The following is a 14125-nucleotide window of genomic DNA, read 5'->3' as shown; positions in this document are numbered from 1 at the left end:
AAGGGGGAGGACGGGAATGCTTACTCCGAATGAAATTGCCAACAAGACCTTTGAGAAAGTAAAATTCTCTGGTTACCGGCCGGAGGATGTGGATATTTTTATGCAGGAAGCCGCTTCCGCTATGGCGGCGTTGCAGGCGGAGAAAAACGAGCTGGAGGCAAAGATCGAGGTCTTGGCCGACAAGGTGGAAGAATACCGCAGCGACGAGGACAGCCTGCGCGCGGCGCTCATCGGCGCCCAGAAGCTGGGCGACAGCATTGTCAAGGAGTCCAAAAACAAAGCGGAGCTCATCATGCGGGACGCCCAGATCAAGGCCGAGCGCATTGTGGAGGCCGCGCAGCACAAGACGGAAAAAGAGCAGTACTCCCTGCATCTGATGCAGACGGAGGTCAAGAATTTCAAGGAGAAGCTGCTCTCCCTTTATAAAGCGCACTTGGAGCTCATTACCGCGCTGCCGGATTTTGATGATGAAAAGCCGGAGGTCGCGATCAATTTGGGCGAGCCCCAGACCGAGACGGAGGCCCCGGAAGCGGACAAATCCGCCGTCCCGGAGGATAAGGAGCAGGCGCCGCAGGCAGAGCCTGTGATGGAAACGGTTCCCGCCATGGAAGAAGAGGCGGAAGAGGATGAGTTCATCATCAAAAAGACCGGCTCCACCTTCAAACCCGACTATCACGCCGACCTCGCGCAGGGAATCCAGGAGTTGAGTCAGCAGCCCGGCAAGGGCGAATCAAAATTCGGACCGCTCAAATTCGGCGCCGGTTTTGATCTGACCAGGGATTCAGACAAATAAGGTACCATTCGATACCTAAAATACAAGGAGAGAAGACCCAATGCCTCAGGACTATAACCAAACACTCAATCTTCCCAAGACCGACTTTCAGATGCGGGCGGCCCTGCCTCAGCGGGAGCCCGGCATGCGCAAAGCCTGGGAAGAGAACAAGCTCTATGAAAAGCTGATCGAGAAAAACGAGGGCAAGCCCCTCTATGTTCTCCACGATGGACCTCCTTATGCCAACGGCGACATCCATCTGGGCACGGCGCTCAACAAGGTGCTCAAGGACTTCATTGTCCGCTATAAAAATATGTCTGGCTACCAGTCCCCCTATGTGCCGGGCTGGGATACCCACGGACTTCCCATTGAGCTCAAAGCCATGAAGAGCATTGGCGTCAAAAATATCAAATCCGCCGTGGATTTGCGTAAACACTGTCGTGAGTTCGCGCTGTCCTTTGTGGACAATCAGAAGGAGCAGTTCCAGCGTTTGGGCGTCTGGGGCGATTTTGACGACCCCTATTTGACACTCAAACCTGAGTTCGAGGCCAGACAAATCGAGATTTTCGGCGAGATGGCCAAGAAGGGCTATATCTATAAGGGCCTCAAACCGGTCTACTGGTGCCCCGAGTGCGTCACCGCGCTGGCGGAAGCGGAGATCGAGTACGCGGAGGACCCCTGCCACTCCATCTATGTCAAGTTTAAGGTGAAGGACGACAAGGGGAAGATGGCGTCTCTGGGCGTCGATCTGGACAAGACCTATTTCGTGATCTGGACCACCACTACCTGGACGCTGCCGGGTAACGTGGCCATCTGTCTGGGTCCTGACTTTGAATACTGTGCGGTCAAGGCAGGCGAGGAATACTACATCATCGCCAGAGAGCTGGTCGACTCCACCATGAAGGCGGCCAACATTGAAACCTATGAAATTGTCGGCTCCATCGAGGGCCGTGAACTCGAATATGTGCTGTGTCAGCACCCCTTTATCGACCGGGATTCCGTGGTCATTTTGGGCGACCATGTCACGCTGGAAAGCGGTACCGGCTGCGTCCACACCGCGCCTGGACACGGCATCGAGGACTTCGAGGTGTGCGTCAACCACTACCCGGAGATTCCCATTGTGGTGCCGGTGGACGACCGCGGTAAGCTGACCGAGCTTGCCGGGGAGTTCGCGGGACTGACCACCGACGAGGCCAACAAGGCCATCGCCAAGCATCTGGACGAGACGGGGAGCCTCTTCGCCATCGAAAAGATCATCCATCAGTACCCCCATTGCTGGCGCTGCAAAAAGCCGGTCATCTTCCGTGCCACCGAACAGTGGTTCTGTTCCATTGACGGCTTTAAGGAGGATGTCTACAAGGCCATCCAGGGCGTGGAATGGATCCCCGCTTGGGGCGAGGACCGCATCACCGGCATGGTGAGAGACCGTAGCGACTGGTGCATCTCCCGTCAGAGAACCTGGGGTGTGCCCATTCCCATCTTCTACTGCAAGGACTGCGGTAAGTTCGTGGTCACGGACGACAGCATCCAAGCGGTGTCCGACCTCTTCCGCAAGGAGGGTTCCGACGCCTGGTACACCCATGAGGCGGAAGAAATCCTGCCCGAGGGCTTTGTATGCCCCCACTGTGGCGGCACCCACTTTACCAAAGAAAACGACATCATGGACGTGTGGTTCGATTCCGGCTGCACCCACGCGGCCGTGCTCAAGGAGAGAGACGAGCTGCGCTGGCCCGCCGACCTGTATCTGGAAGGCGCCGACCAGTACCGCGGCTGGTTCCAGTCGTCGCTGCTGACTTCCGTGGCGGCCCTGGGACAAGCGCCCTATAAGGCGGTGTGCACCCACGGCTGGGTGGTGGACGGCGAGGGCAAAAAGATGTCCAAGTCCCTTGGAAACGGCATTGTGCCCGAGGACATCATCAAGCAGTACGGCGCTGACGTGCTCCGTCTGTGGGTCGCTTCCTCCGATTATCACGCCGACATCCGGGTGTCTCCCGACATCCTCAAGCAGCTCTCCGAAGTCTACCGCAAAATCAGAAATACCGCCCGCTACATCCTGGGCAACCTCTACGACTTCGATCCCAACAAGGACATGGTGTCCGACGATCAGCTCTTCGAGCTGGACCGCTGGGCGCTGATGAAGCTGGACGCCCTGATTAACAAAGTCAGAGACGCCTACGATCACTTTGAATTCCATATGATCTATCACGCGGTGCGCAACTTCTGCGTCATCGATATGTCGAACTTCTATCTGGATATTCTCAAGGACCGCCTCTATGTGGAGAAGCCGGATTCCTTGTCCCGCCGGGCGGCACAGAGCGCCATCTATCGGATTCTCAGTGCCTTGACACGGATGCTGGCGCCGATTCTTGCCTTCACCGCCGATGAGATCTGGCAGTACCTGCCCCATCTGGAGAGCGACGACGCCGAGTGCGTCATGTTTAACGATATGCCGTCCACCTCCGGGCTCAAAGAGGATGCCGCTTTCATGGCCAAATGGGACCGCATCCAGGCCATCCGCGAGGACGTCAACAAGGCGCTGGAACTGGCCCGGAAGGAGAAGGTCATCGGTAAGTCCCTGGAAGCCAAGGTGACCCTCGGCTGTGAGGGCGAGCTCTACGACTTCTTACAGGGCGTTCAGAGCGAACTGACGACAGCTCTCATTGTTTCCGCTGTGGAAGTGAAAAACGCCGCAGAGGGCGATTTCGCCGGGGATGTGGAGGGCCTGAAGGTCACCGTCTCCAAAGCCGGCGGCGAAAAGTGTGAACGCTGCTGGACCTATAGCGATACGGTCGGCAAGGACGGGGAGCATCCCACCTTGTGCAGCCGCTGCGCCGCAATCATCAAAGAATAATTCATTTGCGGTGCGTCCTAGACGATGCACCGCAAATTTTTTCTGTCTAACATTATAAAAAAGGATGGTACAGCGGATGGTTACAATCGCTTTGTTGTCCGCCGTGGGACTGGTGGCAATTGATCAGCTCATCAAATGGTGGGCGGTCATGGCCCTCCAGGGGGCGGGAACCGTCACGATGATTCCCGGCGTGATGGAGCTTGTCTATGTGCAGAATAACGGCGCCGCCTGGGGCCTCTTCGCCGGGAAGACCTGGCTGCTGGTGGGGGTCACGGGCCTCGCCATCGTGGCGGCCATCGTGGCGCTTCTCATGAAAAAGGTCAAATCCACCTTCCTCATCTGGTCCATCAGTGTGGTCATCGCGGGAGGACTTGGCAACCTCATCGACCGCATCTTCCGGGTGGACGCGGTGGGGCGGCATTTTGTGGTCGACTATCTCAACTTTTCCTTCATCGAGTTTCCCGTCTTCAATTTCGCCGACTGCTGTGTGGTGCTGGGCATGATCGCCATTGTGGTTTATATTCTCTTCTTTGACGGCAAAAAGAAGTCCAAGCCAGAGGCAGCCGCATGAGCGGTGAAAAGGTGAGCCTCACGGTGGAAACGGAGGGGAACGTCCGGCTGGACAAGTATTTGGCGGACGTCCTGGAGGGCCAGTCCCGGTCGGGCGTACAGCGGCTGATGGAGGAGGGCCATGTGTTCCTCTCTGGAAAACCAGCCGCTAAAAATGCCAAGGTCCAGACGGGGGACTGGGTGGAAGTGCTCATTCCGCCGCCGGCTTCCCTGGATGTGGAGGCGCAGGATATACCGCTGGACATCGTCTATGAGGATGACGATCTGCTCGTGGTCAATAAGCCCAAGGGCATGGTGGTCCACCCGGCGGCGGGAAATCCGGATGGGACATTGGTTAACGCCCTGCTCTACCACTGCAAGGACTCCCTTTCCGGCATTGGCGGGGTTCTGCGCCCCGGTATCGTCCACCGCATCGACAAGGACACCAGCGGCCTGCTCATGGTGGCCAAAAACGACTTTGCCCACCTATCCCTCGCCCAGCAGATCAAGGATCACTCCTTTACCCGCATCTACGCGGCGGTGGTCTACGGCAATATCAAGGAGGAATCGGGCACAGTGAACGCGCCCATCGGCCGGCACCCCACCGACCGCAAGAAGATGTGCGTCACTGAGAAAAACAGCAGGGAAGCGGTGACCCACTTCGAAGTGGTGGAGCGCCTGCGGGGCTTCACCCAGCTCAAAGTCCGGCTGGAAACCGGCCGGACCCATCAAATCCGGGTTCATATGGCTTATCTGGGCCATCCGGTAGCGGGGGACCCGGTCTACGGGCCCAAGAAGGTCATCCGAAGCTTGGGAGGGCAGTGCCTCCACGCCCAGACGCTGGGCTTTGTCCATCCCCGGACGGGGGAGTATCTGGAATTTACGGCTCCGCCGCCCGATTCATTTGTCAGCTTTGTTCACAGCGTATCTGTGTGAGATTAACCATTTGGGAAAGGAAGGCATTTCATGACCAAACTCTCCGACATCCTTCTCGTCACCGACATGGACGGGACCCTGATGACGGCCAAGGCCGGCATCCCCAAGCAGAACATCGAGGCCATTGAGCGCTTTACACACAAGGGCGGAAACTTCGCCATCGCCACCGGCCGGGCCATCGTGTCCGCCCAGTATTACGTGGACCAACTGCCGCCCATCGGCTCTTCCATCGTCTTTAACGGCGGCGGCATCTACGACTACAAGACGGGCAGCATCAGCGAAACCAGCTTCCTCCCGATCCATGCGGCCCAGTATATCCAGGAGCTGTATGACCTGTTCCCCAACACGGGCATCGAAATTTATATTGACCGGGACATCTACGTCCCACGGCTTAACAGCGTCACCAAGCAGCACCTGTCCAATGAGTTCCTCACCTACCATCCTCTGGAGAGCATCTCTCCCATGTCGCCCCACACTTTCAAGGTCATGTTCGGCTCCGAAGGGGAAGTGATGCCCAAAATCATGGAGCACGCCTTCCATATGCAGGTGGAGGGGGTCTATTTTGTTCAAACCGGGCCATTCTATATGGAGATGCTTCCCTCCGGCGTCACCAAGGGAACCGCTATGCCTAAGCTAGCGGATCTTTACGGCATCCCGATGGAAAACGTCTACGCCATTGGCGACTACGACAACGACGTGGAGATGCTCCAGTGTGTGGGACATCCCGTTTGTCCCGCCGACTCCAAACCGCAAATCAAGGAGATCTGCGAAATGCAATTCTGCAACTGCCTTGACGGCGCGGTGGCGGAGCTCATCTCCTATTTGGAGGATCACTACGAAGCATAAAGGGCCCCGATGAAGGAGCGCTTTTGCATATACTCACACGTCCTGAGAAAAGCTGGGAGCGCCCGGTTTTTCCTAGGACGATCAAATGCCGGAAGCGGCGGAACGGAGTACGTTTATGGAAATGAAGTTACAGACACAACTGGAAAAGACGGCGTGCCAGATCAGAATCCACGCGGTGGAAGCGGTCCACGCTGCAAAATCGGGGCATCCCGGCGGTTCGCTGTCTATCGCGGACATTCTCGCCTGTCTCTATTTTAACAAGATGCGCCTGGACCCGAAAAATCCCAAGTGGGAGGACCGGGACCGGTTCGTTCTTTCCAAGGGCCATTGCGCGCCGGCGGTCTACGCTGCGCTGGCGCTCAAGGGATATTTCCCTGTGGAGGAGCTTTTGAAGCTGCGCCAGCCGGGCGCCATGCTCCAGGGGCACCCCGACATGAAAGGCACCCCAGGCATCGATATGTCCACTGGCTCCCTGGGACAGGGCTTTTCCGCAGCCTGCGGCATGGCAGCGGCCGGAAAAGCGGCGGAGAAGGACTACCGGGTCTATTCCATCCTCGGCGACGGCGAGACCCAGGAGGGCCAGATCTGGGAGGCCGCCATGTTTGCGGCCAATTACAAGCTCGATAATCTCTGCGCCATTGTCGACTGCAACGGACTGCAGATCGACGGCAATGTTGCTTATTCCAATTCTCCCGCATCTTTACAAGAGAAATTCACCTCCTTCGGCTTCGCGGTGGAGATGATTGACGCCCATGATTTGGACGCCATCATGCAGGCGCTGGATACGGCGGAGCAAACCAAAGGCAAGCCCACCGCCATCATCGCCAAATCCATCAAGGGCAAAGGCGTATCCTTCATGGAAAATAACGGCGCGTGGCACGGCGCGGCTCCCAACGACGAGCAGTTTAAGCAAGCCATGGAAGAACTGCACGCCGTTCTCAATAAATTGGAGGTGGAATAAATGGCGGACGTCATCAAAAAAGCAACCCGGGAAAGCTACGGCGCGGCTTTGGCCGAACTGGGTTCCAAATATGAAAATCTGGTGGTTCTGGACGCGGACCTCGCCAAGGCCACCAAAACCGAAGTATTCCTCAAAAAGTTCCCCGAGCGTTTTTATGAGTGCGGCATTTCGGAGGCCAACATGATGGGCGTGGCCGCCGGTATGGCCACCTGCGGCAAGATTCCCTTTGCCAGTTCCTTCGCCATGTTCGCGGCGGGCAGAGCTTATGAGATCATCCGCAATTCCATCGCTTATCCCCACCTCAACGTCAAGATCGGCGCCACTCACGCGGGCATCACGGTGGGCGAAGACGGCGCCACCCACCAGTGTCTGGAGGACATCGCGCTGATGCGCGCCATCCCCGGCATGGTGATCCTCAATCCCTGCGACGACACCGAGGCCAGGGCGGCGGTGGAAGCGGCCATTCAGCACGATGGACCTGTCTATCTGCGCTTCGGCAGACTGGCGGTGGAGAATGTCAACAATGCTCCCGATTATCATTTTGAGCTGGGCAAGGGCATCCAGCTGCGGGACGGCAAGGACGCTACCATTATCGCCACCGGCCTCATGGTACAGCAGTCCCTCAAAGCCGCCGAGCTGCTGGCGGCCGACGGCATCGACGTGCGGGTCATCAACATCCACACCATCAAGCCCCTGGACGAGGAGATCGTCGTCAAGGCGGCAAGGGAGACCGGACTTCTCTTTACCGCCGAAGAGCACAGCGTTATCGGCGGCCTGGGCGAAGCTGTTGCCGCTGTGGTGGCGGAGCAGTGCCCGGTCAAGGTACACCGCATCGGCGTCCAGGACCGCTTTGGCTACTCCGGACCGGCGGTGGAATTGCTCCGGCAGTTTCATCTCACCGGCGAAGATATCGCCCAAACGATCAAAGCGTCCCTGTAATTGAACAAATAAAAAGGAGTCGTACCTTACAGTGCGGCTCCTTTTTTTAGCATAGATGTCGAAATTTGTCATATAATATGCTATACTAGATAGGACAACTGGGGAAGGGAGTGACATCCATGGGCAATCGCCGCGACATTCAAATTCTACTCATCATCGTGCTTCTCATGTCCATTTTTCTGGTGGCCTTTAATGCCGCCACCATTCCCTCCGTGGTTGAACCGGAAATCCACTATTATCAGCAGGAATCACTGAGCGCTTCTGGAAACGGCGATGTCTTTTCCAGCGCGTCAACCTCGGAAAGCGTATCGGTTCATTTTCCCATCAATATTAATGCGGCCACCAAGGAGGAACTGGACCAAATTCCCGGCATTGGGCCGGTGAAAGCCCAGGCCATTTTGGACTATCGGGAGGCGGTGGGCGTCATCCGCTCCGTCGAGGAGTTGGTCAACGTCTCCGGCATCGGAGAGAAGACGCTGGAAAATATCCGGCCTTACATCGTTTTAGAATAGCTAGTGGCAAGCACGTAAACCCAATGGGAATTCGTGGGGTTGTCCTGCTTGGAAGGACGAGGGAAACAAAGTAAAAACGCAGCCGACAAAATGGCTGCGTTTTTTATTTATGGGCAGAAAGGACGAAAAATGGCGATTTTTCGGTAATTTCCTTCTCCAGAAAGGGCGAAAAATCGTGTGAATGAGCGATTGACGTATGCAGCCATCCAAGTCTTTTTTTCCCTTGTTGTCCTCCTCCAAAAAACGTTTTTATCGTATCCATATGATATTTTGATCCAAAATATCCCCTGATCTTTTTAGCTAGATCGCCCAAAATGCTGCATACAATTTGTAACCAAAAGCATACATGAAATTTTTACTACTAACAACTTTGGAAATCAATTGGACGGGAAAACCCGAAGATTATCCCTCAATTAACTTTGGAAACAGACGAAAATGAGGAAAGAAACGCCCCGTTTATCATAAAAATATAAAAAGTGGATGAAAAAATATCAGATTTGTCAATTGTTTTCACTGTACAGAACATTTACAATAATAAAAAAGATGTAAATACAATCAGGAGGTGGGTTGTATCATGGATATTAAAAACGTTCCAAAACACGTCTATCTCAGAGAATGGATTCGAAAAAACATCGTGGACAAGACATTTGCCAACGGAGAGAAACTGCTTTCTGAAAATATATTGGCAGAGAAGTTTGGCATCAGCCGCCAGACGGTTCGGCAGGCGATCGGCGCTCTGGAGGCGGAAGGGCTGCTGGAGCGGCGGCGGGGCAGCGGCACCTATATTTGCTCGTCCAGTATTCAAAGCCATCCCAAAACCATGAACATCGGCGTTGTCACCACCTATGTGGATGATTATATCTTTCCCGGCATTATTAAGGGAATTGATACGGTCCTTTCCCACTACGGCTACGGCATGTCGCTGGGTATCACCTACAACAAGGTGGAAAACGAGGGAAAGCTGCTGCGCTCCCTGCTGGACAAGGGCATTGATGGGCTTATAGTGGAGGCCACCAAAAGCGCCCTGCCCAATCCCAACCTGGACATCTACAAGGAATTTGACGCCCAGGGCATCCCCTATATCTTTATTAACGGTTATTATCCGGCGCTCAGCTGCAACAAGGTCGTCATGGACGATGATTTCGGCGGATACACCGCTGCGACGGCCCTAATTAACGCCGGGCACCGGAAAATCGGCGGCATCTTTAAGTCCGACGACATCCAGGGCCACAGCCGGTACGCGGGGTTTGCCAAGGCGCTGAAAAATTCGGGTATCATCCTCAACGACAGCTCGGTGGTATGGTATACCACCGAGGACATCGAGAGCTTTTTCTCCGGGGAGTATGACCGCATCATCCTCAATCGCCTCAGTCGCTGCACCGGCGTCGTGTGCTACAACGACCAGATCGCGCTCAAGTTTATGGACATGCTCTCCCGCAATGAAAAGAGCGTGCCGGAGGATATGTCCCTTGTCAGCTTTGACGACTCTAACTTAGCCACCCTCCAATCGGTGGGCATTACTTCGGTAGCCCATGCGGGTTCCCATCTGGGGGAACAGGCGGCCGACCGTATCATCAAACTCATTGAAAACCCGGAAGAGGACCAGACTCTCATCATCAAACCACAGCTTGTCGAGAGAGATACGGTCAAGATCATTTAAGACTTCAAAAAACAGGTATGAATTTTATCTATTCTCCCGATTGCTATTTCTCATTCTTTTCTATAAAATAGTAGATATCAATAGTTGTACGTACAACATTGTAGTTATGACAGAGAAAAGGGCGGCGCTGCCGCCAAAGGAGGCTACTATGGGCAAGTATACAATCGGCGTTGATTTCGGCACTCTTTCCGGACGGGCAGTGCTGGTGGATGTTGCCACCGGCGATGAACTGGGCAGCAGTGTCTACGAATATCCCCACGCGGTGATGGACGAAACCCTGCCCGATGGAACCAAGCTGGGCGTGGACTGGGCGCTTCAGCATCCTCAGGACTATCTGGACGTCTTTGCAAACGCGATACCCGCGGTTTTAAAAGAAACCGGGGTCAAAGCGGAGGACGTCATCGGCGTCGGCATCGATTTTACCGCCTGCACCATTCTGCCGGTTAAGGCGGATGGGACGCCGCTATGCTTTTTAGAGGAATTCAAATCCAATCCCAATGCCTACATCAAGCTGTGGAAGCATCACGCGGCTCAGGATAAGGCCAACAAACTCAATGAAATAGCCGCGCAGCGCGGTGAGGACTGGCTTCCACGTTACGGCGGCAAAATTTCCTCCGAGTGGGTGGTACCCAAAGTCTGGCAGATTTTGGACGAGGCGCCGGAAGTGTATGCGGCCACCGATTTCATCGTGGAGGCGGCCGACTGGGTCATTTGGCAGCTGACCGGGGTGCAGACCAGAAACTCCTGTACCGCCGGCTACAAGGCAATCTGGCACAAACAGAAGGGTTATCCTTCCAAGGAGTTCTTTAAGGCTCTGGACCCGCGCTTGGAAAACTTTGTGGAAGAGAAGTTGGGCTGTGACATCACACCGCTGGGACAGAAGGCGGGGGAGATCACCGAAGCCGCCGCAAAACTCACCGGTCTCCAGGTGGGGACAGCGGTAGCCGTCGGTAACGTGGACGCCCATGTCTGCGTCCCTGCGGTCAAAATAGATGGCCCTGACAAGATGTTGGCCATCATGGGCACCTCTACCTGCCACATGCTCCTCTCCGAGGTGGAGAAGGAGGTCCCCGGCATGTGCGGTGTCGTCGAGGACGGTATCCTGCCCGGATACTATGGCTATGAGGCGGGACAGTCCTGTGTGGGCGACCACTTTGCCTGGTTTATGGAGAACTGCCTGCCCGCCGATTACTACACCCAGGCCAAGGCAGAAGGCAAGAATATCTATAACTTTGTGGAAGAGAAGGCAAGCGCCCTCAAGCCCGGCCAGAGCGGCCTGGTGGCCCTGGACTGGTGGAATGGCAACCGCTCCTGCCTCGTGGACGTGGACCTGACCGGCATGATGGTGGGCATGACGCTCGCCACCACCGCCGAGGAAATCTACCGGGCGCTGGTGGAGGCCACCGCCTACGGCACCCGCAAGATCATCGAGACCTTCCGGGAGAGCGGTGTCGCGGTCAACGAATTTTATGCTTCCGGCGGCATCGCCCAGAAGAGCCCCATGGTCATGCAGATTTACGCCGATATCATCAATATGCCCATCAAAATCGCGGGCAGCACCCAGGGTCCGGCGCTGGGTTCCGCCATCTTTGGAGCCGTGGCGGCTGGCAAGGATAACGGCGGCTACGACAGCATCTTTGACGCGGCCAAAGTCATGGGCAAGCTCAAGGACGTGGTGTATACCCCCATCCCGGAAAATGTGGCTGTCTACGACAAACTGTACGCCGAATATTCCATCCTGCACGACTACTTCGGCAAGGGTGGCAACGATGTGATGAAGCGGCTCAAAAACATCAAAAAATCTGTGGACCGGTAGAAAAGAGGCAATTATGCTCAAAACGCTGAAAAAACAAGTGTATGAAGCCAATATGCTGCTGCCCGCCTACAACCTCATCACCTTCACCTGGGGCAATGTATCCGCCATCAACCGCAAAAAGGGACTGGTGGTCATCAAGCCCTCCGGTGTGGAGTACGACGTCATGAAGCCGGAGGACATGGTGGTGCTGGATCTCAAAGGCAATGTTGTGGAGGGGGAACTCAACCCCTCGTCGGATACGCCGACCCATCTGGAACTGTACCGCCAGTTTCCCGATATCGGCGCCATTGTCCACACCCATTCTCCCTGGGCGACGATCTGGGCCCAGGCGGGGAAGGACATTCCCGCCTATGGTACCACCCACGGCGATTATATCTACGGCGCGGTTCCCTGCACGGACCGGATGAGCGACCAGGAAATTCAGGGGGAATATGAGCTGGAAACCGGAAAAATCATTGTGGAGTCCTTTAGGACCCGGGGCATCGACCCCAACATGGTGCCGGCGGTGCTGGTGCACAGCCACGGACCCTTTACCTGGGGCAAAACGCCGGTGGAAGCGGTTCACAATGCCGTGGTGCTCGAGCAGGTGGCAATGATGGCTTGGCACACCCAGATGCTGGCAGGAGAAGGGTATCCCGCCATGCAGCAAACACTGTTAGATAAACACTATCTGAGAAAGCACGGCAAAAACGCTTACTACGGACAGAAAAAATAACATATTCGCTTTGATGAGGACGTGGATGTCTTTCATCGCATGGAACATGAAAAGCCCCAGGGGAAATTCCCCTGGGGCTTTTTTGTATATGGCACTTGACAATTACTCAGTGCTGACTATAATTATAGTCAGTGCTGAGTAATGAAAAGGAGGGCAATTCTATGATTCCACTGTATATCTTGGGAATACTCACGCGGTTTGGACCCCAGCACGGCTATCAGATCAAGAAGATGCTCATGGAGCAGATGGCGGACTTTACGGACATCAAGCTGCCCACTATCTACTACCACCTGGAAAAGATGGAGGCCACCGGAATCATTGCGGCGCAGCACGTCAAAGAGGGAGTACGGCCGGAGAAGCGGGTCTATCATGTCACCAACCAGGGGAATGAAAGGTTCTTAGAACTGCTCCGCCAGACTCTGGAGATGGAATACCGGCCCACCTTTGACGTGGACGCCGCCCTCTTCTTTTCCGACTATGTGGATCGGGGAGATTTTATCGCGGCCCTCCAGTGCCACGCGGCCAATCAAACAGAGTCGCTGGAGCGCATCGCGGTCCACCGGGAGCAGGTGCTCTCCGCCATCCCAGAGAACATGCGCGGGGCGGCGGCCCTCATTTTTGCCCACCATGAGCTCCACTATCAGGCGGAGCGCAGCTGGGCGGAACAGGCCATCGAACAAATGAAGGAGGGAAGAAACGATGACGAAGCCGAGAGTCACTGAGACTAATGTTGGAATCCAAGAAGAGATGACCGTCGCAGTGTTTGATCAGTTCGCGCGTGATATGCGGGATAAAGGCTGGAACGGGGTGGAGGACATGATTGCCACGGGCATCAACGGCGGCGAATTGCTGGAAATTGGGCCGGGTCCTGGCTATGTCGGCCTGGAGGTGGCCAAGCAGCTGGGAAACGTCACACTGACCGGGTGTGAAATTAGCCCCGCCATGATACGCTTGGCCCGTAACAACGCCGAAAGTTACCGCATCCCCGCCACCTATGTGGAGGGAAACGCCATGGACATGCCCCTGCCGGATGAGAGCTTTGACAATGTCATCTCCAACGGTTCCCTCCACGAGTGGGAGGATCCGGTTCGAGTCTTCGACGAAATCGACCGGGTGTTGCGGCCCGGCGGACGCTACTGCATCACCGACCTGCGGCGGGACGCGGCGCTGTGGAAAAAGTGGTTCGTCTACCTATCCACAAAGCCCAAAGCGATGCGCCCGGGGCTTCTTACTTCCCTCCATGCCTCCTATACCATCCAAGAGGTACAGGTGCTTTTGCAAAAGTCTACGCTCAAAACGGCCTACGTCAAGTCCGACTTCTTCGGATTGTCCATTTGGGGCGCCAAATAACGCCATCGGGGAAAGAGGTTCCCATCATCACAAAACCCAGCCGCACTCATGCGGCTGGGTTTTGTGACGTCATCCCTGATTTTGCTTTACTTTGATAATAAAGCAAAAAGAATCAAAATCATGCAAAATTAAAAGGAGCCGCAGTGATTATATACACCCGGCTCCTTTTAATGAGAAGAAGAAATAAGAAGTAATCAATTGTAAACGGACTTGCTTTT

Annotated in this window: 14 protein-coding genes; 13 read left to right on the top strand and 1 reads right to left on the bottom strand. The window is 55.3% G+C overall.

All coding sequences use genetic code 11. The features are described 5' to 3' along the window. Positions 1 to 16 precede the first annotated feature (16 nt). The 8 genes from H8709_RS02190 (at position 17) to H8709_RS02155 (ending at position 8366) form a co-directional block, all read left to right on the top strand. A complete protein-coding gene (locus H8709_RS02190; protein WP_262396729.1) occupies positions 17 to 793 on the top strand; it encodes a DivIVA domain-containing protein in 777 nt (258 codons plus the stop codon). Between the two features lie 40 nt (positions 794 to 833). Next, a complete protein-coding gene (gene ileS / locus H8709_RS02185; protein ID WP_262396728.1) occupies positions 834 to 3623 on the top strand; it encodes an isoleucine--tRNA ligase in 2790 nt (929 codons plus the stop codon). A gap of 76 nt (positions 3624 to 3699) precedes the next feature. Continuing rightward, positions 3700 to 4194: a signal peptidase II gene (gene lspA / locus H8709_RS02180; protein ID WP_262396727.1), complete on the top strand. Its 495-nt coding sequence runs from the start codon at positions 3700 to 3702 to the stop codon at positions 4192 to 4194. Next, positions 4191 to 5108: an RluA family pseudouridine synthase gene (locus H8709_RS02175; protein ID WP_262396726.1), complete on the top strand. Its 918-nt coding sequence runs from the start codon at positions 4191 to 4193 to the stop codon at positions 5106 to 5108. Before lspA ends, H8709_RS02175 begins: the two co-directional genes overlap by 4 nt. A 30-nt stretch (positions 5109 to 5138) precedes the next feature. Continuing rightward, on the top strand, positions 5139 to 5954 hold the full coding sequence (locus H8709_RS02170; RefSeq protein WP_262396725.1) for a Cof-type HAD-IIB family hydrolase: 816 nt from the start codon (positions 5139 to 5141) through the stop codon (positions 5952 to 5954). A gap of 115 nt (positions 5955 to 6069) precedes the next feature. Continuing rightward, positions 6070 to 6915, top strand: coding sequence for a transketolase (locus tag H8709_RS02165; protein WP_262396724.1), 846 nt, complete (start codon positions 6070 to 6072; stop codon positions 6913 to 6915). Further along, positions 6916 to 7854 carry a transketolase family protein gene (locus H8709_RS02160; RefSeq protein ID WP_262396723.1) on the top strand — a complete coding sequence of 313 codons (939 nt, stop codon included), beginning with the start codon at positions 6916 to 6918 and terminating at the stop codon, positions 7852 to 7854. 119 nt (positions 7855 to 7973) lie between these two features. Next, entirely contained in the window at positions 7974 to 8366 is a 393-nt protein-coding gene (locus H8709_RS02155; protein WP_262396722.1) for a ComEA family DNA-binding protein, read from the top strand. 103 nt (positions 8367 to 8469) lie between these two features. Here H8709_RS02155 and H8709_RS02150 read toward each other — a convergent pair whose 3' ends face one another. After that, positions 8470 to 8628: a hypothetical protein gene (locus H8709_RS02150; RefSeq protein ID WP_262396721.1), complete on the bottom strand. Its 159-nt coding sequence runs from the start codon at positions 8626 to 8628 to the stop codon at positions 8470 to 8472. Positions 8629 to 8940: 312 nt separating this feature from the next. Here H8709_RS02150 and H8709_RS02145 point away from each other — a divergent pair, with 312 nt between their 5' ends. The 5 genes from H8709_RS02145 (at position 8941) to H8709_RS02125 (ending at position 13907) form a co-directional block, all read left to right on the top strand. Beyond that, complete coding sequence (locus tag H8709_RS02145; protein WP_262396720.1) at positions 8941 to 10026, top strand: GntR family transcriptional regulator; 1086 nt, start codon at positions 8941 to 8943, stop codon at positions 10024 to 10026. 148 nt (positions 10027 to 10174) lie between these two features. Beyond that, a complete protein-coding gene (gene araB, locus H8709_RS02140; protein ID WP_262396719.1) occupies positions 10175 to 11842 on the top strand; it encodes a ribulokinase in 1668 nt (555 codons plus the stop codon). Between the two features lie 13 nt (positions 11843 to 11855). Beyond that, positions 11856 to 12557: an L-ribulose-5-phosphate 4-epimerase gene (gene araD, locus H8709_RS02135; protein ID WP_262396718.1), complete on the top strand. Its 702-nt coding sequence runs from the start codon at positions 11856 to 11858 to the stop codon at positions 12555 to 12557. Between the two features lie 161 nt (positions 12558 to 12718). Then, a complete protein-coding gene (locus H8709_RS02130; protein WP_262396717.1) occupies positions 12719 to 13279 on the top strand; it encodes a PadR family transcriptional regulator in 561 nt (186 codons plus the stop codon). Next, entirely contained in the window at positions 13257 to 13907 is a 651-nt protein-coding gene (locus H8709_RS02125; protein WP_262396716.1) for a class I SAM-dependent methyltransferase, read from the top strand. Before H8709_RS02130 ends, H8709_RS02125 begins: the two co-directional genes overlap by 23 nt. Positions 13908 to 14125 lie beyond the last annotated feature (218 nt).

The sequence above is a fragment of the Zongyangia hominis genome, assembly GCF_014385095.1.
Classification (GTDB): domain Bacteria; phylum Bacillota; class Clostridia; order Oscillospirales; family Ruminococcaceae; genus Zongyangia; species Zongyangia hominis.
The sequence above is the reverse complement of the archived record's forward strand: the minus strand, read 5'-3'. Positions and strand labels throughout refer to the sequence as shown.

Bases quoted from the DNA above. Each gene is read 5' to 3' on its own strand.
- H8709_RS02130 (WP_262396717.1), top strand. From the start codon at position 12,719: ATGATTCCACTGTATATCTTGGGAATACTCACGCGGTTTGGACCCCAG.
- H8709_RS02170 (WP_262396725.1), top strand. From the start codon at position 5,139: ATGACCAAACTCTCCGACATCCTTCTCGTCACCGACATGGACGGGACC.
- H8709_RS02145 (WP_262396720.1), top strand. From the start codon at position 8,941: ATGGATATTAAAAACGTTCCAAAACACGTCTATCTCAGAGAATGGATT.
- ileS (WP_262396728.1), top strand. From the start codon at position 834: ATGCCTCAGGACTATAACCAAACACTCAATCTTCCCAAGACCGACTTT.
- H8709_RS02190 (WP_262396729.1), top strand. From the start codon at position 17: ATGCTTACTCCGAATGAAATTGCCAACAAGACCTTTGAGAAAGTAAAA.
- araB (WP_262396719.1), top strand. From the start codon at position 10,175: ATGGGCAAGTATACAATCGGCGTTGATTTCGGCACTCTTTCCGGACGG.
- H8709_RS02160 (WP_262396723.1), top strand. From the start codon at position 6,916: ATGGCGGACGTCATCAAAAAAGCAACCCGGGAAAGCTACGGCGCGGCT.
- lspA (WP_262396727.1), top strand. From the start codon at position 3,700: ATGGTTACAATCGCTTTGTTGTCCGCCGTGGGACTGGTGGCAATTGAT.
- H8709_RS02175 (WP_262396726.1), top strand. From the start codon at position 4,191: ATGAGCGGTGAAAAGGTGAGCCTCACGGTGGAAACGGAGGGGAACGTC.
- H8709_RS02165 (WP_262396724.1), top strand. From the start codon at position 6,070: ATGGAAATGAAGTTACAGACACAACTGGAAAAGACGGCGTGCCAGATC.
- araD (WP_262396718.1), top strand. From the start codon at position 11,856: ATGCTCAAAACGCTGAAAAAACAAGTGTATGAAGCCAATATGCTGCTG.
- H8709_RS02155 (WP_262396722.1), top strand. From the start codon at position 7,974: ATGGGCAATCGCCGCGACATTCAAATTCTACTCATCATCGTGCTTCTC.
- H8709_RS02150 (WP_262396721.1), bottom strand. From the start codon at position 8,628: ATGGATACGATAAAAACGTTTTTTGGAGGAGGACAACAAGGGAAAAAA.
- H8709_RS02125 (WP_262396716.1), top strand. From the start codon at position 13,257: ATGACGAAGCCGAGAGTCACTGAGACTAATGTTGGAATCCAAGAAGAG.